At 32.8% G+C, this 18918-nt stretch carries 18 protein-coding genes; 10 read left to right on the plus strand and 8 right to left on the minus strand.

The window, feature by feature from the left end; translation table 11 throughout:
• Positions 1–259: 259 nt before the first annotated feature.
• Positions 260–634, plus strand: coding sequence for a hemerythrin domain-containing protein (locus tag DFR80_RS11405; RefSeq protein WP_199505815.1), 375 nt, complete (start codon positions 260–262; stop codon positions 632–634).
• A 158-nt stretch (positions 635–792) separates the two neighbouring features.
• Here DFR80_RS11405 and DFR80_RS11410 read toward each other — a convergent pair whose 3' ends face one another.
• Positions 793–2565, minus strand: a complete 1773-nt coding sequence (locus DFR80_RS11410) for a methyl-accepting chemotaxis protein (RefSeq protein WP_114490034.1) — start codon at positions 2563–2565, stop codon at positions 793–795.
• Between the two features lie 248 nt (positions 2566–2813).
• Here DFR80_RS11410 and DFR80_RS11415 point away from each other — a divergent pair, with 248 nt between their 5' ends.
• Together DFR80_RS11415 and DFR80_RS11420 are read left to right on the plus strand one after the other, a co-directional pair.
• The gene (locus DFR80_RS11415; protein WP_076544327.1) at positions 2814–3656 is read left to right on the plus strand and encodes a methyl-accepting chemotaxis protein; all 843 of its coding nucleotides are present in this window, start codon (positions 2814–2816) and stop codon (positions 3654–3656) included.
• Positions 3657–3683: 27 nt separating this feature from the next.
• Entirely contained in the window at positions 3684–4175 is a 492-nt protein-coding gene (locus tag DFR80_RS11420; RefSeq protein ID WP_076544328.1) for an inorganic diphosphatase, read from the plus strand.
• Between the two features lie 361 nt (positions 4176–4536).
• Here DFR80_RS11420 and DFR80_RS11425 read toward each other — a convergent pair whose 3' ends face one another.
• On the minus strand, positions 4537–5205 hold the full coding sequence (locus tag DFR80_RS11425; protein WP_076544329.1) for a Crp/Fnr family transcriptional regulator: 669 nt from the start codon (positions 5203–5205) through the stop codon (positions 4537–4539).
• A 335-nt stretch (positions 5206–5540) separates the two neighbouring features.
• On the opposite strand from DFR80_RS11425, the gene DFR80_RS11430 reads away from it, so the two are divergent.
• From DFR80_RS11430 to DFR80_RS11440, 3 genes are read left to right on the plus strand one after another with little or no spacing between them, the layout of a single operon-like run.
• Positions 5541–6749 carry an ABC transporter substrate-binding protein gene (locus tag DFR80_RS11430; RefSeq protein WP_114490035.1) on the plus strand — a complete coding sequence of 403 codons (1209 nt, stop codon included), beginning with the start codon at positions 5541–5543 and terminating at the stop codon, positions 6747–6749.
• The gene (locus DFR80_RS11435; RefSeq protein ID WP_076544476.1) at positions 6746–7441 is read left to right on the plus strand and encodes a GTP-binding protein; all 696 of its coding nucleotides are present in this window, start codon (positions 6746–6748) and stop codon (positions 7439–7441) included. Before DFR80_RS11430 ends, DFR80_RS11435 begins: the two co-directional genes overlap by 4 nt.
• Positions 7441–8478, plus strand: a complete 1038-nt coding sequence (locus DFR80_RS11440) for an ATP-binding cassette domain-containing protein (protein WP_114490036.1) — start codon at positions 7441–7443, stop codon at positions 8476–8478. Before DFR80_RS11435 ends, DFR80_RS11440 begins: the two co-directional genes overlap by 1 nt.
• Before the next feature lie 57 nt (positions 8479–8535).
• Here the strand turns inward: DFR80_RS11440 and DFR80_RS11445 are convergent, their stop codons facing one another.
• Both DFR80_RS11445 and DFR80_RS11450 read right to left on the minus strand, forming a co-directional pair.
• Entirely contained in the window at positions 8536–9108 is a 573-nt protein-coding gene (locus DFR80_RS11445; protein WP_114490037.1) for a hypothetical protein, read from the minus strand.
• A gap of 77 nt (positions 9109–9185) precedes the next feature.
• Positions 9186–10253: a metalloregulator ArsR/SmtB family transcription factor gene (locus DFR80_RS11450; RefSeq protein WP_158537712.1), complete on the minus strand. Its 1068-nt coding sequence runs from the start codon at positions 10251–10253 to the stop codon at positions 9186–9188.
• Positions 10254–10432: 179 nt separating this feature from the next.
• Between DFR80_RS11450 and DFR80_RS11455 the strand changes: the two genes are divergently transcribed.
• Genes DFR80_RS11455 through DFR80_RS11465 form a run of 3 tightly spaced genes read left to right on the plus strand, consistent with a single transcriptional unit; the run spans position 10433 to position 14014 of the window.
• A complete protein-coding gene (locus DFR80_RS11455; RefSeq protein ID WP_114490039.1) occupies positions 10433–12226 on the plus strand; it encodes a DAK2 domain-containing protein in 1794 nt (597 codons plus the stop codon).
• A 12-nt stretch (positions 12227–12238) separates the two neighbouring features.
• Positions 12239–13015, plus strand: a complete 777-nt coding sequence (locus DFR80_RS11460; protein WP_114490040.1) for a DUF1295 domain-containing protein — start codon at positions 12239–12241, stop codon at positions 13013–13015.
• 24 nt (positions 13016–13039) lie between these two features.
• Complete coding sequence (locus DFR80_RS11465) at positions 13040–14014, plus strand: DUF523 and DUF1722 domain-containing protein (RefSeq protein ID WP_114490041.1); 975 nt, start codon at positions 13040–13042, stop codon at positions 14012–14014.
• A 108-nt stretch (positions 14015–14122) separates the two neighbouring features.
• Here DFR80_RS11465 and gndA read toward each other — a convergent pair whose 3' ends face one another.
• From gndA to DFR80_RS11485, 4 genes are all read right to left on the minus strand, one after another.
• Positions 14123–15520: an NADP-dependent phosphogluconate dehydrogenase gene (gene gndA / locus DFR80_RS11470; RefSeq protein WP_114490042.1), complete on the minus strand. Its 1398-nt coding sequence runs from the start codon at positions 15518–15520 to the stop codon at positions 14123–14125.
• 40 nt (positions 15521–15560) lie between these two features.
• Positions 15561–16217 carry a cyclase family protein gene (locus DFR80_RS11475; RefSeq protein WP_114490043.1) on the minus strand — a complete coding sequence of 219 codons (657 nt, stop codon included), beginning with the start codon at positions 16215–16217 and terminating at the stop codon, positions 15561–15563.
• A 56-nt stretch (positions 16218–16273) separates the two neighbouring features.
• Positions 16274–17803, minus strand: coding sequence for a glucose-6-phosphate dehydrogenase (gene zwf, locus DFR80_RS11480; protein WP_114490044.1), 1530 nt, complete (start codon positions 17801–17803; stop codon positions 16274–16276).
• A 71-nt stretch (positions 17804–17874) separates the two neighbouring features.
• On the minus strand, positions 17875–18510 hold the full coding sequence (locus tag DFR80_RS11485) for a lactate utilization protein (RefSeq protein WP_114490045.1): 636 nt from the start codon (positions 18508–18510) through the stop codon (positions 17875–17877).
• Between the two features lie 173 nt (positions 18511–18683).
• On the opposite strand from DFR80_RS11485, the gene DFR80_RS11490 reads away from it, so the two are divergent.
• Complete coding sequence (locus DFR80_RS11490; protein ID WP_076544466.1) at positions 18684–18887, plus strand: putative motility protein; 204 nt, start codon at positions 18684–18686, stop codon at positions 18885–18887.
• Positions 18888–18918: the final 31 nt, after the last annotated feature.

Raw genomic sequence — 18918 nt, forward strand, 5'->3', positions numbered from 1 at the left:
CGGTGAAACAACTCCTTTTGGTGTTTTTTGTCTGCAAACTAATTATACCAAAAGAAGGAGCTTGTTTCACCTTTTTTGCGTAATCTGTGGATAATTTATTTTAAGGACTTCTAAGAGCTAATTATCCACATTTTTTACTGTTGATAACTTTGAGTTTTTGCTATTTTAAAAAATGGGGAAACTACTTTAAATAAAAAAAGAGGTGTTAAAATGTTTAAATTAAATGATACAGTGGGTAATATTGTAACTGAATTTCCGGGTGCAGCAGAACTTACCCCGTCTTTCTGAGCTGACTAAAAAAATTCTGCGAGCTCATCGTGAAAATCATGGTGAAGTTTTAAAGAAGGTTCACCGCTTATTTAGTACTTTAAAAATGGAATTAGAAGAACATTTAATTAAAGAAGAGGAAGAAATATTTCCCCTAATTAAAGAATACTCTGAGCAGGAAAATGATATAAAGAATAAAGAAACTCTGAATGCCATCCTGGAATTAGAATCCGAACATGATACAGCTGGTGAGATAATCAAGGAATTGAGAGAAGTTACAGCTGATTATCAGCTGCCCAAAGATGCCTGTAATTCATTTAAGCTAACTTACAGTCTGCTTAAAGATTTAGAATCAGATTTATTTTAACATATTCATCTGGAAAATAATATTTTATTTGCCCGTCTAGAAAATTAAAACTTCTAAAGTTATAAAAAAGTATAAGCTAATAATAAAACCCCCTGCCTTAATTAAATAGTTAGCAGGGGGTGATTAATTTAAACTAATAAATCAAGAAATTTATAATTTTATTCTACTTTAAAGTTAGAAATCATATTCTTAAGATTATCTGACATCTCTGATAATCGGTGGGCAGCAGATACTATTTCTTCAGTGGAGGCAATTTGTTCCTCACTGGAGGCGGCAACTTCTTCTGCATTGCTGGCAGCTTCGTCACTGACTGCGGCAACATTATTAATCATATTATTAACATCTGAACTCACTGCTGCCATTTCTCCAGTTTCGATATCAATTTCAGTAATTAAACTGCTTAATTGAGTGACTGCTTTTTCGATATTATTAAATATTGCTCCAGTATCTTCTATTACTTCTACACTATTATTAACTGCATCTTCAGTTCCATCCATTTTCTGAACAGCATTATTTACCCCGGCCTGAATTTTATCTATCAACTTAGAAATATTGTCTGTAGCTTCGGCAGATTCTTCAGCAAGCTGTCTAATTTCATCTGCTACTACCGAAAAACCTCGCCCAGCTTCCCCAGCTCGAGCAGCTTCAATAGCTGCATTTAAAGCAAGTAAATTTGTCTGTTGTGATATATTATTAATTAATTGAACGATATTTCCGATTTCTTCTGATAAATCACCGAGATTATTAATTGTAGAACCGATTTCTGCAGAATTATCTTTTACTTTATTGACCTGTTTAATTGAACTCTGCATTGAATCAGTACCATTTTTAACATTTTTAATAACTTGATTAGACGAATTATCCATTGCTTTTGATTTTTCCCTGGTAGTTTCTATTTTGGAGATTAGTTGATTGACACTTTTACTGGTCTCAGAAATTTGGGCTGACTGCTCTTCGGCTCCTGAGGCAACATTTTCTATTGCTCCTCCCACCTGTTCGGCAGCTCTTTCTACTTCCTGCCCGGAAGCGGCAAGTTCTTCACTTTGAGCACTTAGCTCACTGACTTCCATCTGAATTTCTCCCACCAAATCTTTTTGAGCAGCAGCAGTTTTATTATAAGCGCTGGCTAATTTACCAAGTTCATCCGTGCTCTCTATATCTAGCCTGTAGGTTAAATCTCCTGCAGCCATTTTGTTCATTCCAATTAATATTTTATTTATATTTTTAGAAATATAACGAGAAATAAATAAAATTATAAGTGTAAAAATAACAGCAGCTATAATTAAAAAGACAATTAGAGTATTAGAAATATTTCCAATAATATTTTCTAACTCATTCCTGACCCCATTGACCTGATTATTAATTATACCTTCATAAGTACCGGCCCCAATAAAAAAATCAGTATTATTTATTGGTGCAACATAACTTATCTTATTTTCATCTTCTCCCGTATTTGGATTTGCATAAATATAATCAACAAAACCGCCTCCACTTTCAGCTGTTTCAGCCAGAGAACGCAAGATATACTTGCCATTAGCATCCTGCAGATCCCATCTGTTATTACCTACAACTTCTGGCGATGGAGGAAGAGAGATTGTATTACCATCATAATCATAAATAAAGAAATATCCTACTTCTCCAAATCCAATATTTTTATTATAATTTCTAATTAGTTCCTGTAAATCCTGCTTACTTAAATCATTATTTGAATTATTTAACTCACCCAAAAATTGTGAAGCCGTTTCTGTAGCATTTTTAATTCTTTCTTTTTCTAAATCCAAAAGATAACTGCTAACGGTATTTGTATTTTCTTTTTGCAGACTATTAAACTGCTGATTGAAAAAATATCCCATTATTAGTACTAAGATCAAAAAACTAAATCCAATTACTAAAAATATTTTTTTAGCAATATTTAAATTTTTAAAAAACATATAAGAGCCTCCCTGTTTTGATTAATTGTGCGAAAATTGTTTAAAAAAGTAAATCTTTGACTAATTATATCATACTAAGGCAAAAAGAAAAATAATATTGATAACTATTATAAAATATAAATATTTTAAATTATAATTAAAAATATAATTTGCAGTCAATATTTACGGATTGAAAAGCAGGATTACTTATATTGATCTAGAAATAATATAAGTGAAGTAATCATATTTAAAAACGGGGGAATTTTTTTATGCTTAAGATTGGGATTATTGGAGCAGGAGCTGGTGGTGCTTCTATATTAGAAACATTTTTGGATATAGATGATGTAGATGTAATAGGTATTTGTGATAATAATAGTAATGCCCCAGGAATAAAAAGAGCAAGAGAAAATGGGGTACCAGTATATGATGATTTTAATGATCTGCTGCAGCTAAATAAAGAGAAAGTTATTTTGGAAGTGACAGGAAATGACATAATTTCGGAGAAAGTTAAAGAAGCTGCAGATGAAAAAACTAAAATAATTGATTCTGAAACTTCTTTAATTCTTTTTAAAATCGTAAATTCCAGAGAAGAAATGTTAAAAAGAATGGAAGTTGAAGCTGATAAACTCTGTAATCTGGCTGTGGATATTGGTGGAACTATTGAAGAAATTAGTGATAGTAATAGTGAAAATATTGAAGAATTAGATCAGACTGCCTCTAAACTGCAGCAGGCATCAGAAAATAGCAAAGCTAATCTTGAAAAGACAAATGAAATAGTTAAATTTATCAAAACTGTTTCTGATCAGACAAAAATGTTGGGCCTGAATGCTGCAATTGAAGCAGCCCGAGCTGATGTTAAAGCTAATGGTTTTAATGTGGTAGCTGATGAAATTAGAAAATTGGCAGATGAAACAGGAGCTTCAGTTAAAGAAATAACCGGATTTATTGAAAAGTTAAATGAGTCAACCGAAAATACTAAGATAAATATAGATAAAATGAATCAGAAAGTTGATCAGTTTACTGAAAATGAAAAAATTATGACTGAGAAATTACATAATGCAGCTGATCAGATTACAAAAATGGCAGAAAGTTTATCTGAACTTATTGATTAAAAAGTTAATTTAAATGGAGGAAATAAAATGAGTGGTAATTTAATTGATGTTTTTGTTGAGATTCCAAAAGGAAGTAATAATAAGTATGAGTATGATAAAGAGAAAGGCAAATTCAGATTAGATCGGGTAATGTATTCACCTGTATATTATCCAGCGGATTATGGATATTTAGAAGAAACTCTGGCTGATGATGGAGATCCACTTGATGCAATGGTTTTAACTACTTTTCCAACTTTCCCTGGTTGTATAATTACTGCAAGAGTAATTGGGATGTTTATTATGGAAGATGAAAAAGGTCGGGATGAAAAAATATTTACGGTTCCTGAACATGATCCAAGATTTAAAAATACAAATACTCTTTATGATCTTGAGGAACATCTGCTCAAGGAATACGAACACTTCTTTTCTGTATATAAAAATTTAGAAGAGAAGGAAGTAAAAATTATTGGCTGGGCGGGAATTGAAGAGGCTCTGCAGGTAATTGAAGAGTCCAAAGCTGCTTATCAGAGAAATAACTAAAATTGCTTATTTTTAAGTAAATTAACTAATTGAAAGAAACATGTCTATATGAAACTGACAGGAATATATTTTTAATTAAAAAATCCTGAGCCAGTATTAATGGCTCAGGATTTTCTTATTTTTTAACTGTAAATATCGTTTTTTAATTAATTATTTTTCGCTGTTAAATATAATTCTATTAACTGAGGGGCTAAAACTATTCCCATCATAGTTAATACTATTAGTAAATCTCTCATTGTATTAACCCTCCTTCTTCTTATATTCTTATAGTCTTATAAAAGGTTATTAACAACATTATATAGTATTATTTGTTTATGTCAAGTAAAATAGTTAACAATAATGGTTATTATTAAGTTTTTATTTAGGTATATAATTTAATTTGATCAAGTTTATAAATAATAATTTTTTTGCGAGAGGTTTTAATTAGATCTTCACTTTCAAACTGCCCCAGGACGCGGGAGACAGTTTCCCGACTGCTGCCAATCATGCTGGCCAGTTCCTGTTGAGTTAAAGAAATATCTAAAATAACTCTATCTTTATTTTTTTTACCATACTTTTCAGCCAGAAAGATAAGAAGTCCTGCAACTCTAGCAGAACTATCTTTTAAGGCCAGGTCCCTAACATTTTGTTGAGCTCGACGCAGGCGTCCACTCATTTCTCTAAGCAGTTTAACTCCAATAGAGGGATGGTTTAAAATAAGACTTTCTAATTCTGATTGATCAAATACAATTACTTCAGTATCAGTCATTGTTATAGCTGAAGCAGGATAATTACCTTTATCAAAGGCAACTATTTCTGCAATTATATCATGGTCACTAAAAATATTCAGGATCTGTTCATCACCATTTTTTATCATTTTAGTTAGTTTAACCTGTCCATTTTTAATAATAAAGAATTTATCTCCAGCTTCACCTTCAAAAAAAATATATTCTCCTTTTTTAAATTCTGTTTCACTGGCAATCTCGTCAATTAAATTTAATTCTTCTTCTGTAAGCAGACTAAAAAAAGGTATTTCTTTTACTACACTCATTTATTTTCCCACCTCAAATTTATTCTATATATTCTATAATAAGCAATATTTTTTTAAAAATCAAGTAAACTGCTCAACTTTGAAAAATATTTTAACTTTATGTGATTTATAACTCAGAAAATTTTAGCCGGTACTGGTATAATTAAAATATTGTTTCCATATCATTTTAAGAGAAGACAAATTTTTGATAAAAAAAAATAAGCTGAGTGAGATAGGTCACAGAACAAACTTGAGTAAAATGCTAAACTTTAAATAGTAAATAATATAAGTACAGGTTATTCGCAAGTTATTTTTAGATAATCGGTATAATTATCAATAAAGGAGTGTTTATAAAAATGGAAAGAAAAATTGATGTTAATAAAAATTTATTTGAAATAACTGAAGCATATCCGGAAGTTATTTCTGTACTGGTTAATAAAGGTTTTAATCAATTAGATAAAGAGGAAAAAAGAAAAAGTTTTGGTAAACAAATTACTTTAAAACAGGCTGCCAGGCTTAAAAATTTGGATCTGGAAAAGCTTATCGAACTGATGGAAAATGAAATAGCAAAAAAATCTGTTACAAAAACTGAGGGAGAGAAAATTAAAGTTGCTGGTTCTTTACCCTGTCCGGTAAAAATTCCAATGACAGAAGAATTGGAAAAAACAGCTGCCGAACTGGATTATGAGGTTGAGCTCGATCTTAAGTCTGCTTCTCAGGGGCTGGAATGGCTTCAGAATGGTTTTGAGGAAATCAGTTCAGCTGCTGAACTCTCCGATATCTTTATTTCTGCCGGTTTTGATCTTTTCTTTGATAAAAATTTGATGGATCGCTTCCGCCGCCAGGATGTTTTTAAGGATGCAACAGGAATTACAGAATTGAACAAAGATTTTACGGAAGCCGGTGTTGATCTGCTGGATCCCGAAGGTGATTATTCTGTTTTAAGTATTGTACCGGCAGTATTTTTGGTAAATAAAGAAGAATTAGATGGTAGAGAAATTCCTGGAAGCTGGGAAGATATTTTAAGTGAAGAATTTGCCAACAGTGTCAGTCTGCCAGTTAGTGATTTTGATCTTTTTAATGCAATCTTATTAAATATTTATAAAGCATATGGTAGAGAAGGGGTTCAGAAGCTGGGACGTTCAATGAAAAAAGCTCTTCATCCATCTCAGATGGTTAAAGATGGAGGTCGTAAAGCCGATGATCAGCCAGCGATTACAATTATGCCATATTTCTTCACCAGAATGGCAAAGCGTTTCCCCCATATGGAATTTGTCTGGCCTGAAGATGGAGCAATTGTTTCTCCAATCTTTATGCTGACTAAAGCGGAAAAAAATGAAAAGATGAAACCTTTAATTGATTTAATGGCTTCAGAAAAAATGGGTAAGGTTTTGGCTGAACAGGGATTATTCCCCAGTGTACTGCCAGAAGTAGATAACGGACTGCCCGAAAATGCTCAATTTATGTGGCCCGGTTGGGATTTCTTAAGAGGGGAAAATCCAGGTGAACTCTTAAAAGATTTAGAAGCAGAATTTAACAAAGCTGTGGAGGTGGCTGCAGTATGAATTTAGTCACCTTCTCCGGCCCACCTTCCTCTGGTAAAACTGCTGTTATTTTAAAGACTATAGAAGCAATTCAGCAGCGGGGACTTAATGTTGGGGTTGTCAAGTTTGACTGTTTATATACAGATGATGATGAACTCTATCGTAAAGCGGGAGTACCGGTTAAAAAAGGTTTATCAGGTTCTCTCTGTCCGGATCATTATTTTGTTAGTAATATTGAAGAAGTTGTTCAGTGGGGTAGAGAAAAAGAACTTGATCTTTTGATTACAGAAAGTGCAGGCCTCTGTAATCGCTGCTCTCCTTATATTAAAGATATTAAGGCGATTTGTGTAATTGACAATTTGAGTGGGATTAATACTCCTAAAAAAATTGGACCAATGTTAAAGACAGCTGATATTGTGGTAATTACCAAGGGAGATATTGTTTCTCAGGCAGAAAGAGAAGTTTTTGCTTCCAGAGTCAGTACAGTAAATCCTGATGCTATGGTGATGAATGTTAATGGTCTGACAGGACAGGGCGCTTATGAGTTTTCGACTTTACTGTTTGATGAAAATGATCATATAGATACAGTAACAGGTAAAAAATTAAGATTTTCTATGCCTTCTGCTATGTGTTCTTACTGTCTTGGTGAAACAAGAATTGGTGAAGAACATCAGTTAGGAAATGTTAGAAAAATAGAACTGGGTGATGAATAATGATCATTAAAGATAAATTGAAAAGTTCGACAGTAAATGAAATTATTGAGCAATATCCCTATACCGAAAGTTTTTTTGAGGATCAAAAGCTGGCAGTGGATGATCAGGAAAAAACTCTTAAAGAAATTTATGCCGGATTAACAGTTGAGGAAAGAGAAGATGTGGTATTTGATTTAGATCAATTTGCAGACAGTTTGAGTTCACATATAAAAAATATGCAGGAGTTTTTAGGGGAGAATGACTCTGTAGTAGCAAAGCTCTCTATTCTTGCCGGTAATAATAAGGATGGAAAAAAAGAAAATTATGATAAGCTGGATATACACAGTGGAGAAATTATCTCGATAGTTGGGCCAACTGGCTCAGGGAAAAGTCGTCTGCTGGCGGATATAGAATGGACCGCCCAGGGAGATACACCAACAGAAAGGCAAATTTTAATAAATGATGAGGTACCGGATAAAAAATGGCGCTTTACCGGCGGTAAAAAACTGGTGGCTCAGCTTTCACAGAATATGAACTTTGTGATGGATCTTTCGGTAATTGAATTTTTAAATCTACACGCTGAGAGCCGTTTAATTGATAATCAGGCAGAGGTTGTAGAAAGAATTTTTAATGAAGCCAATCGACTTGCAGGTGAGCAGTTTGGCAGAGAGGCTCAGATCACGAGCTTGAGTGGTGGTCAGTCAAGAGCTTTAATGATTGCTGACACTGCAATATTAAGTTCATCTCCGATTATTTTAATTGATGAGATCGAAAATGCTGGTATTGATCGTGAAAAAGCACTTGAGCTGCTAGTTGGTGAAGAAAAAATAGTTCTGATGGCTACCCATGATCCAATCTTAGCTCTGATGGGAGATAAAAGAATTATTATAAATAATGGAGGAATTAAGGATATAATTGATACTACTGCAGAAGAAAAAGAATTAATGCAGGAATTAAAGGTTCTGGATAAAGTTCTAACTGATTTAAGAAATGATCTGCGTTATGGTAAGAATTTATCAAGAATCAGTGAAGAACTGGCTGCAGTTAAAAATACTTAAAGGTATAATGACATCCCGGTACTGTTCTGCAGTCTACCGGGATGTTTATGTATCTAGCTAAATTTTTTGAAATGTATTGATATATGCTGAGATAAAATAGTAGACTGCTGTTCCCAGCAAAATCAGAGGAATCAGATTTAGTTTTACAAAGACAGCAGTGGCCGCGGCCAGAATTATTATTAATAGTTTTTCCAGATTAAACTGAGATATTAATTCACTGTTTCTGGTACTTTCTTTTTTGGAGTTGATTTTTTTGTAGTGAAGATTATAAGCTCTATTTAAAATTGCATATAAGATAGCGGTAGTTAAGATTAATAGATAAAGATAGCTAGAAGTCAAACTAAAGTTATTATAGATTAAAATTGCTGTGGTTAAAGTGATAATCCCTAAAAAAAATTTTGAAAGAATAACTATATTTTTTAACTTCATTTTGGGAAGAAGTATGTCCATTTTTCTGGAACTCAGGTAAAAGACTAAAATAAAACTGCTGCAGAGTAAGACAATTTTAGGCAGCTTAATGTTTAAACTACAGAGATAATAAATTACAGAGCTGATAAAAAGATAAATACAGAGATTTAGTAAAACAGAAGCAGGATAATTAAATTTTACTGATTTTGGTATACGATTCATTTTAACTCCCCCTAGTTTAATTTGATAAAAATCTAATATATAATATTTAGATAAACATCTAATATTATTTTAAAAAATTAAATTAGATTATTAACGGCTTTTAAAACAGCTGTCTTAAATTTATTTTTATTTAACTTAAAATATAATTTATTTTCTTTTTTCTGTGCCTGAATAATATTATTCATTATTAATTTACTGACATGATGGGAAATAGTAGCATTAGAAAGATTTAATTTTTCTGCAAGCTCATTACCATACATTGTTTTTTCAGCCAAAAGCGCGATAATATTAAGTCTTGTTTCATCAGCCAGTGCTTTAAAAATTTCCAGGCTTCCTAAGAGACCTTCTTCATCAGCAGCAAAAATTTCAGGAAAGCGGAAACCGATCAAATAGAAACTATCGCCATTCTCTAAACTACTGTTTAAAATTCTAGTTTCATAAAAATAGGAGAAGGCTATATGATTTTGCTCTCCACTTAGCGGATTATCAATTAACTTGCTTAATATATTTTCCAGATATTTTTTACCATAGCGTTTGATATTTTCCTGGTAATTATCATTAATTTTTTCTAATTTATTTTTTATCCATTCCAGATCACTGCTGAATATGTTTTTATAATACCACTCTAAAAGTTCAATAAATTCATTTTTCATTGCCTCAGGTTCAAAATAGAACTGCAGTAAATTCCATTTTTGAGCAGAAGAAAAATTAAGTTTTTCATTAACAAATTTTGCAGCCTGTTTTTCATTTTTGATTAAACTCTTAACTTTCGCCAGATCAATTTTCTCTGAAGGAGCCGGACCATATCCTGACTGAGTAAATCGATAAAGAAAATCTGAAGCTTCTTTTTCTCTTAAATAACTTAAATAATCTTCCATCTTATCTATCTCAAGTACTGGTATTTCTGAAATTAGGCAGAGGCCAAAATAGCTTTCTTCATTAAAGTATTTTGTAATTGTTTCTTTTTTGTTTTCTGGAATTTTTTCCAGTGTTTCTGCAGTCCAATTAACTATTTCTTTATCAAGTTTGATTTCTTTTTCCAATTCTAAATCCTCTAAATTGATTGTTTTATTGTTATTTAATCGAAAAAGACTTAAAAATACCTCATAAATAATTGATCGATCCAAAATATAATTATTACTCATCATAACAACTCCTTTAATAAACTTCTAACTATAGTATAATTAGATATCTATCTAATGTCAAGCTGATTTCTAAAAATTTTTAGAAAATTATTTTAAATAACTTTCAATTTTTAGCATTTAAGGATATAATAAATTTAACAGTAAAGATTATTAATTTGATCAGGCAGGAGGAGATAAGGATGAAAATAACTTATCTTGATGGAAAAAGATTATATTATGCTTTTTTATCTGGAGCAAAAGAAGTTATCGCAAATAAAAAAGAATTAAATCGCATAAATTTATTTCCAGTTGCAGATGGAGATACCGGTAGTAATTTATCGAGAACTTTAAGTTTTGTTAAAAATGAAGCAGTAAAGGATAATTCTTTAACTATAACTTTAGACTCTATGGGAGATGCTGCATTGAGAGGAGCAATTGGAAATTCTGGTATTATTTTTGCTCAGTTTATTAATGGTTTCAAAAGCAGTGTTGACCGGGCAGAGAGTATCAATGTAAATAAGTTTGCTCTGGCAATAGATAGAGCAGTTAAGCATACCTACCAGGGAATTAATAATCCAGTTGAAGGAACAATTTTAACTGTAATGAAAGACTGGTCAGAATCTTTAAAGACATTAAAAAATAAGAGCAGTGATTTTGCGGAAATAATGGAAGAATCTCTTAAAATCGCTTCCAGCTCTCTGGAAAATACCAAAAACCAGCTTGAAGTTTTAAAAAAGGCAAATGTTGTTGATTCGGGAGCTCAGGCTTTTGTATTATTTCTAAAAGGGATTGTAGATTTTATAAAAAGAGGAGACCTAAAAGAACTTAAAATTGATTCAGCAGCGAAAATTGAAGTTATTGAAGAAGAAATCGGTCAAGAAGAAGAGATTAAGTTTCGCTACTGCACAGAAGCGTATTTAGAAAATTTAATGATAGAAATACCCAAACTGCGAAAAGAAATTGAAGATCTGGGCGATTCTTTAATTATTGCTGGGGATAAAAATAAACTCAGGGTTCATATTCATACCAATAATCCACCTGAGTTATTTATTAGATTAAAACAATTTTCTCATATTTTAGACCAAAAAGCGGATGATATGCTTTTGCAGCAGGGAGTGAAGTATAATAAGCGGTCAGAGATTGCTATCTTGACAGACTCAATTGCAGATTTGCCAGAAGAATATATAGATAAACATCAGATTCATATTTTACCACTAAATATTCTGCTTGATGGAACTAATTATTTAGATAAACTTACCATAGATAGCAAGAACTTTTTTGAGATTATTGATGATGCTGAGGAATATCCATCTTCAGCTCAACCGGCAGTTAAAAAGATTGAAGATCAGCTGAGTTATCTGGCAGAAAATTATAATTCAATTATTGCAATTACAGTGTCTGCTAAAATGAGTGGCACTTATAATAATTTAGCCAGAGCAGCAGAAAATGTCAGCCGGGAAAATAGTGAGCTTAAAATTGAAGTTATAGATTCCAGAACAAATTCTGGAGCTGAAGGTCTTTTGGTAATAGAAGCAGTAGAGCAGATAGAATCAGGGAAAAGTTTTGAAGCAACAATTGCCTATCTTAAATCAATCAGAGAAAGACTCTATATTTATGTCAGTGTGAGTGATTTTAAATACATGGTTCGCGGAGGACGAGTCAGTCCTCTTAAAGGAAAACTTGCTGGATTTCTTAATCTAAAACCCATTATTTCAATTGATCGAAAAGGTAATGGAATAGCTTTTGCTACAGCATTCAGTAAAAAAGGTAATTTCAAAAAAATCAAATCAATTTTGAAGGATCATCAGCAGGGAAATGGAATTAAACGCTTTGCAGTTGTACATGGAGATGATCTGGAGCGAGCTGAGAGGTATCGGGATAGTTTTAAAGAATTACTGGGTATAGAAGCTGATTTTTTGGAAGCGATTTCTCCAATTGTGGCAATGAATGCTGGACGTGGAAGTACTGCTGTTGCATTACTAGAAAAAAATTAAGGGGTTGTTAAAATGTTAAGTTCAATTTACTTTCAGTTATTTCTTTTGGTGCTGCTTTATTTTTCACTTTTCTTTGTGATTGCTGTATTAAAAAAAGATAATTCAATTGTTGATATTGGCTGGGGTCTGGGTTATGTTTATACAGCAAATATGGCTCTGTACTTAACTAATAATTATAATCTGCGTTCTTTTATTATAACTTTTCTGGTTAGCATCTGGGGATTAAGATTAAGTTATCACATTTTTAAGCGAAATCTTGGTAAGGGCGAAGATTTTCGTTATGCCAAATGGAGAAAGGAATGGGATAATTTTTATTTAAAGTCATTTTTAAGAGTTTTTATGCTGCAGGGATTATTATTATTTATTATCTCAACCCCAATAATTAAAATTATTTCTTCGCCTTATCAGAGCTTAAAAATTATAGATTTTATTGGTTTATTTATCTGGGGGATTGGCTTTGCCTTTGAAGCAGCTGGGGATAAACAGCTTAAAGATTTTAAGGCTAAATCTGACTCTGAAAAAGATGGACATATAATGAAAGAAGGAGTCTGGAAATATACCAGACATCCTAATTATTTTGGTGATGCTCTGGTCTGGTGGGGATATTATATTATTGCCCTGGCTGTAAGTGGCGGCTGGAAATTTATTTACAGTCCTCTAATAATGAACTATTTGCTTCGTTTTGTTTCGGGGGTACCGCTATTAGAAAAGAGATATGCTGATGATGAGGAATATCAGCAATATGCAGAAGAAACAAATATATTCTTTCCCTGGTTTCCTAAAAAATAAAGATAAAAATAGGAGTGATTTATTTTGAGAGAGTTTAGAAAACCAAATCTAATTTTAAGTAAATGTCTGGAATACTGTAAATGTCGGTATAATGGAGATTTGATACCGGACAAATTTGTGCGGGCTTTAGAAAAACATGTTAATTATATTAAAATATGTCCTGAAGTTGAAATAGGACTGGGGGTTCCCCGTAATTCGGTTCGTTTAATAAAAAAGAGTGATCAATACAGACTTGTAGATTCTATGACAGGTGAGGATCATACGGAAAAAATGGATGATTATATTGAAAGCTTCACTTCAGAATGGAAGGAGGAAGAAATAGAAGGCTTTATTGCGAAGAATCGCTCACCATCATGTGGGAGTAATGATTCCAAAGTCTACTCTAAAGCCGGAAAGGTACCAGCTCTGGGAGAAAAACGAGCAGGTTATTTTGCCGATAATTTAGCTCAAAAATTTTCTTCACTGGTTATTGAAAATGAAGGTCGACTCAAAAATTTTAAATTACGGGAAAACTTTTTAATTAAGATCTTTTTGCTGGCAGATTTGCGGCATGTTATTGAAGGTAAAAATATCAAAGATTTAATTGATTTTCACAGTAATAATAAATACTTAATAATGTCTTATAATCAGGAGGGTTTAAATAAACTGGGAAGAATTGTGGCAGCTCATGTAAGAGGAAAGACTGAGGAGACAATGCAAAAATATAGAGATCAAATGTTAAAAACTTTAAATGTGCTGCCTGATTCAGGTAAGAGGGTTAATATGCTTCAGCATATTTTTGGTTATGTATCATCAGATATTAGTCGAGAGGAGCGGGAATACTTTTTAGAAACTCTTCAGGATTTTAGAAATGATAAAGTGCCATTTTCATTACCTCTTGCCTTGCTCAGATCCTGGATTATTAGATTTAAAGTCGATTATTTAATGCCACAAACAATTTTTAAACCTTATCCAGAAGGATTGATTGACTTAAGTGACTCGGGTAATGGCAGATTTTAAAATCAAATCAAAAAGGTGCTCCCCTTTTTAATTACGGGGGAGCACCTTTTTTAGATATTTAATTAAAAGTAAAATCATTTATTATAAACTTTTAAATAACTGGAACTATTATTCCCATTCAGTATGGAAAGTTCCTTCCTGATCACGACGCTGATAAGTATGTGCACCAAAGAAATCACGCTGGGCCTGAATTAAATTGGCTGGAAGTTCTTTTGCTTTTAGGCTGTTAAAATAATCAAGAGCAGAATGAATTGCAGTTAATGGTACTCCCGCTTGGGCTGCAGTAGTAATTAATTTGTCTATTTTATCTGCAGCTGCATTAAGCTGTGATTTAAACTGGCGAGCAGTAATTAAAGAATTTAACTGCATATCTTCAGCAAAAGCAGCCTGGATTGGTTCCAAAAGCCCGGAGCGGATTATACACCCATCCTCCCAGATGCGCGCAATCTCTTTATAATTTAAATTATATTCATATTCATTTGAAGCAGTTTTTAAAAGCTTAAATCCCTCTGCATAAGCAATTACTGAAGCAAAGTAAAGAGCAGATTTGAGCAGGGGCAGCAATTCTTCTTTATTAACTACAGGTCTGGAACTGCTTGCAAATTGGGCAGAGTTTTCAACTCTTTCAGTTTTAATTGCTGACATTAAACGGGCATTTACACCTGCATTAATAGTGGGAATAGCTGTGCCAAGATCTAAGGCACTCTGTACACTCCATTTACCAGTTCCTTTATGTTTTGCTTTATCCAGAATTAAATCAATTAATTTTCGCCCAGTTTTAGGATCATCCTTCTGCATGATTTTAGCAGTTATTTCTACCAGATAAGAATCAAATTCCTGATTCCATTTGGCAAAAATATTTCCCATTTCCACCGGTTTTAACTGCATTACCTTACGCATATAGTCATATATTTCGGCCAGCACTTCCATAATACCATACTCAATTCCATTATGAATCATTTTCACATAATGTCCGGCTGACCGGGGACCTAAGTAGCTGACACAGGCCCCTTTTTCGGTCCTGGCAGCTGCATTTTCCATGATATCAGAAACCTCTGCATATGCGTTTTCATTGCCGCCAGGCATAATGGAAGGACCGTGAAGAGCACCATATTCACCACCGCTGATTCCTACTCCTAGATACCGGATTCCTTTTTCATTGAGATTTTTTAACCTTCTATTTGTATCCTCAAAATGAGAATTTCCACCATCTATAATAATGTCATCTTTTTCTAAATAGGGCAGTAGACTGTCAATAACTAAGTCTACAGGTTTACCAGCCTTAATCATCAACATTATTTTACGAGGCTTTTTAAGAGAACTTACAAATTCTTCAAGTTCATAGGTAGCTTTAACATTTTGATTTTGTACTTTATTTTCCATAAAATTTCTAATTTTACTTTTTGTACGATTATAAACTGCAATAGAATGATTGCGAGCAATATTTAGAGTCAAATTCTGACCCATGACTGAAAGCCCAATCAATCCAATTTCATATTTCTTCATTAATAATTACCTCCTTAATAACAAAACTTAAAAAAATAATTTATTTAAATAATTTGAGCATAGTTTCAATTTCTCCAGGCTCAAATAAATAAGCCCTACCTGGTAAACCATCACTATCTGCAATTTTTAGAAGAGAAAGTAATAAAATATATTTTCCGGCAGGAACTTTTTTTAATCGCAGTCCTTCTAAAATCATGATTTTTTCTCCCAGGAGTTTTTTATGGGTTGGATGTTCTGATTGAGCTCGTTCTATTCCATTTGTGTCAATACCTACTCCCTTTATTTTTTTTGTTGCCAGATATTTAGCACCACTTTCTGCCAGATAGATAAATTTTTCAGGAGTCTTTTCCAGAAAACCAGGTTCGGAGTTGCGTGTTTTTAAAATTAAAAATGAGTTTTCTTCAATAGTATATTCTTTTAGATCTGCCGCCGTAATTTTTTCATTAAGCTGAGTTAAGTCCAGCAGTTGAGCCTGATAAAATGGATTTTCAGCAAAAAACAAATTGGCATTTTCTCCATCCTGCAGCATATGCAGTGGCGCATCTACATGAGTTCCAGTATGGACATTCATCTGTAATTCAGATTCGTGTGCGTCTCCTTCGGAAAAATCCCTGACAGTTTTGAGACGGGGTCTAATTTCGTCTTTACCTTTATAAACCAGCATATTTTTTCTAATTGTCATTGAAATATCATACATAAAAATTCCCCCTTAAATAATTTACAACCGTTAATATTAAATTATATCTATATCTTTTACGACAATTCTTTGTCCAGCCATTTTCTTCCATCTGCTTCCAGCAGCCGGTCAGCTGCTTCAGGGCCTTCGCTTAAGGCTGGATAATTATGGAGTTCAATATTTTCTTCTTCACATTTTTGTTGAATCTTGTCTATAAACTTCCAGGAATATGAAACCTCCTCCCAGCTTGTGAAGAGAGTTTTATCCCCCTCTATCATATCATAGATTAGACCTTCATAATTTTCAGGAGAGTTAAAGAACTGTTGGCAGCTCTGACAGAATTCCATTTTAACAGGAATAATTTTGTTATTGCTTGCCGGTTTACGAGTATTAAACCTGAGTGAGACACCTTCTTCAGGTTGGATTTTAATTAGCAAAAGATTGCTGTCCAATTTCTGATTTTGAAGATAAGAAGAATGAAAATTATCTTTAAATTCAACTGCGATTGCAGCTTCTTTTTTATTCAACCTCTTACCTGATTTCAGATAGATAGGTACATTTCGCCAGCGATCATTATTTAAAAACAGTTTAAGTGCCATAAAGGTAGCGGTCTGAGATTCAGAATTAATCTGCTTTTCTTCGCGATAAGCTTTGATTTTTTCTCCATTAACAGTATTTGAGTCATACTGGCCCCGGACAATATGTTTATCTATATCGCTTAAATCATTGTCAGCCAGTTCTTTGAAAACCTCTACTTTTTTATCTGAGATTTCCTGAGCACTTAAATTAGCTGGTTCTTCCATAGCAATTAAGGATAATACCTGTAGAATATGGTTTTGAAACATGTCTTTAATTACCCCGGTATCATCATAGTATTTGCCGCGGTCTTTAACTCCTTCTGATTCATTTAAATAGATTTGTATATTATCAATATGCTCTTTATTCCAGAGAGCTCTAAAAATTGGATTGCTTAATCTGATCACCATTATATTCTGGATCATTTCTTTGCCCAGGTAATGGTCTATTCTAAAGATATTTTTTTCAGAAAAAATATCATTTAGAGTATTATTTAACTTTTTGGCAGATTCAAAATCATGTCCAAACGGTTTTTCAATGACCAGTCTCGAATCACTGTGTTCAAAACCAGCATTTAATAAGTTAAATTCCTTTAGTTTTTTTGAGATTTCAGCAAAAAACTTAGGCGCAGTAGCCAGATAAAAAATCCGATTGGAAATTTTATCTTCTTTAGACTTCTGCAAAAGTCTTTTTCTAAGTCTTTCAAAGTCATTATTTTCCTTAAAGGAAAGTTGAAAATATTCTATATGATCTGCCAGTGACTGCCAGATTCTGTTATCAATTTTCTCCTTTTTATTTTCAATTGAAGAATATAAATTATTAAGATATTCATTTTTATTATCATAGCGACGGCCGGTAGCGATTATTGTATAATTATCTGGTAAAATATTTTTGGCTGCTAAGTTATAAAAAGCAGGGATAATTTTATTATGTGCCAGATCACCAGTACCACCAAATAATATAAATTGAAAATTGTTTTCAATATTTTTATCTTCAGGACTTCTATATAGTCTATCTGCTGTTTTGTTCATTGAAAGCACCTCCCATAACTATAATAAACTTAACACAGTGATCTAATTATTACTGTAAATAGATTAACATTTTAAAATCCCAGCTCTTCTCCAACTAAGATAACTTTAATTCTTCCTTTATGGCGAGAACGACGGGTAATAACAGTTTGACAGCAGATAGTATCTTCAATCTGGCAGCTGCTGCAGTGGCCAGTTTTAGCACAGGGAGTTTTTTGATCTAGTCTGACTGAGTTTGCAGGTGCTGCCTGATTACGAACTCTTTTAACTGCACTTTCCTCATCTGCGGTAACTTTATTCATGCCTGCTACAATAATTACATTTTTTGGTCCATAAATTAAAGCTGCCAGGCGATTGCCGTTGCCATCAACATTTACCAGCTTGCCTGACTGAGTAATTGCATTAGAACTCATTAAATAATATTCTGCACTTAGTGCCTGATGATAGATTTTCTCTTTTTCAGTTGAATTTTGGGCAGTCGCTCTATCCAGCAAATTATAATTACCAGTTTTTAAGTCACTAAAAATCCCGATTTCATCTAGAGTCATTGAGCCTCCCCAGGAAACAGAAGAGTTTTCTTGAATCAGGTCAAGAATTTTTTCTCTGGCTGCTTTTGAATTTTCTACATAAAAACCTTCAATATTTCTCTTTTTAAAATTTTTAATAATATTCTCTGCTTTAATTTTGTAGTAATCTTTCTTAATGGTCATCATAATTCTCCTTTCAAAATTTATTCTCTCACTAGTAATAATTGTACAAAAGTACTCAAATTACCTTCTTTATTTAATTAATTACTCAAAATAGTGGAAAAACAGCATAAAATCTGCTATTATTAAACTACTAACACTGTTAAATTTGAATTAATGGCAGAGGAGTTGATATTATGAGCAGTGTGAACGCTGCAATGCAGAATCAGATAGCAAGTATTCAGCAGGCTTTAAGTATTTCTGGCATGCAGAAGGCTATGGGTCAGAGTGCTGATCAGGTTTCTAAACTGGTTGAAGGTATGAAAGAAACTTCACAGGCGGTACAGCAGGCCAGAGCCGCAGGGCCAGGTAGAGGTCAAAATATTAATCTGATGGCATAGTTTTAAGATTTAAACTTAAAGATTAAAGGCC

This window comes from Halanaerobium sp. ST460_2HS_T2, from assembly GCF_003337665.1.
Classification (GTDB): Bacteria; Bacillota; Halanaerobiia; order Halanaerobiales; family Halanaerobiaceae; genus Halanaerobium; species Halanaerobium kushneri.

Excerpts from the sequence above, each read along its gene's own strand:
- DFR80_RS11430 (WP_114490035.1), top strand. The coding sequence starts at position 5,541 with ATGGAAAGAAAAATTGATGTTAATAAAAATTTATTTGAAATAACTGAA.
- zwf (WP_114490044.1), bottom strand. The coding sequence starts at position 17,803 with ATGAACAAAACAGCAGATAGACTATATAGAAGTCCTGAAGATAAAAAT.
- DFR80_RS11455 (WP_114490039.1), top strand. The coding sequence starts at position 10,433 with ATGAAAATAACTTATCTTGATGGAAAAAGATTATATTATGCTTTTTTA.
- DFR80_RS11440 (WP_114490036.1), top strand. The coding sequence starts at position 7,441 with ATGATCATTAAAGATAAATTGAAAAGTTCGACAGTAAATGAAATTATT.
- DFR80_RS11415 (WP_076544327.1), top strand. The coding sequence starts at position 2,814 with ATGCTTAAGATTGGGATTATTGGAGCAGGAGCTGGTGGTGCTTCTATA.
- DFR80_RS11420 (WP_076544328.1), top strand. The coding sequence starts at position 3,684 with ATGAGTGGTAATTTAATTGATGTTTTTGTTGAGATTCCAAAAGGAAGT.
- DFR80_RS11435 (WP_076544476.1), top strand. The coding sequence starts at position 6,746 with ATGAATTTAGTCACCTTCTCCGGCCCACCTTCCTCTGGTAAAACTGCT.
- DFR80_RS11460 (WP_114490040.1), top strand. The coding sequence starts at position 12,239 with ATGTTAAGTTCAATTTACTTTCAGTTATTTCTTTTGGTGCTGCTTTAT.
- gndA (WP_114490042.1), bottom strand. The coding sequence starts at position 15,520 with ATGAAGAAATATGAAATTGGATTGATTGGGCTTTCAGTCATGGGTCAG.
- DFR80_RS11485 (WP_114490045.1), bottom strand. The coding sequence starts at position 18,510 with ATGACCATTAAGAAAGATTACTACAAAATTAAAGCAGAGAATATTATT.
- DFR80_RS11410 (WP_114490034.1), bottom strand. The coding sequence starts at position 2,565 with ATGTTTTTTAAAAATTTAAATATTGCTAAAAAAATATTTTTAGTAATT.
- DFR80_RS11475 (WP_114490043.1), bottom strand. The coding sequence starts at position 16,217 with ATGTATGATATTTCAATGACAATTAGAAAAAATATGCTGGTTTATAAA.
- DFR80_RS11450 (WP_158537712.1), bottom strand. The coding sequence starts at position 10,253 with ATGAGTAATAATTATATTTTGGATCGATCAATTATTTATGAGGTATTT.
- DFR80_RS11425 (WP_076544329.1), bottom strand. The coding sequence starts at position 5,205 with ATGAGTGTAGTAAAAGAAATACCTTTTTTTAGTCTGCTTACAGAAGAA.
- DFR80_RS11490 (WP_076544466.1), top strand. The coding sequence starts at position 18,684 with ATGAGCAGTGTGAACGCTGCAATGCAGAATCAGATAGCAAGTATTCAG.
- DFR80_RS11445 (WP_114490037.1), bottom strand. The coding sequence starts at position 9,108 with ATGAATCGTATACCAAAATCAGTAAAATTTAATTATCCTGCTTCTGTT.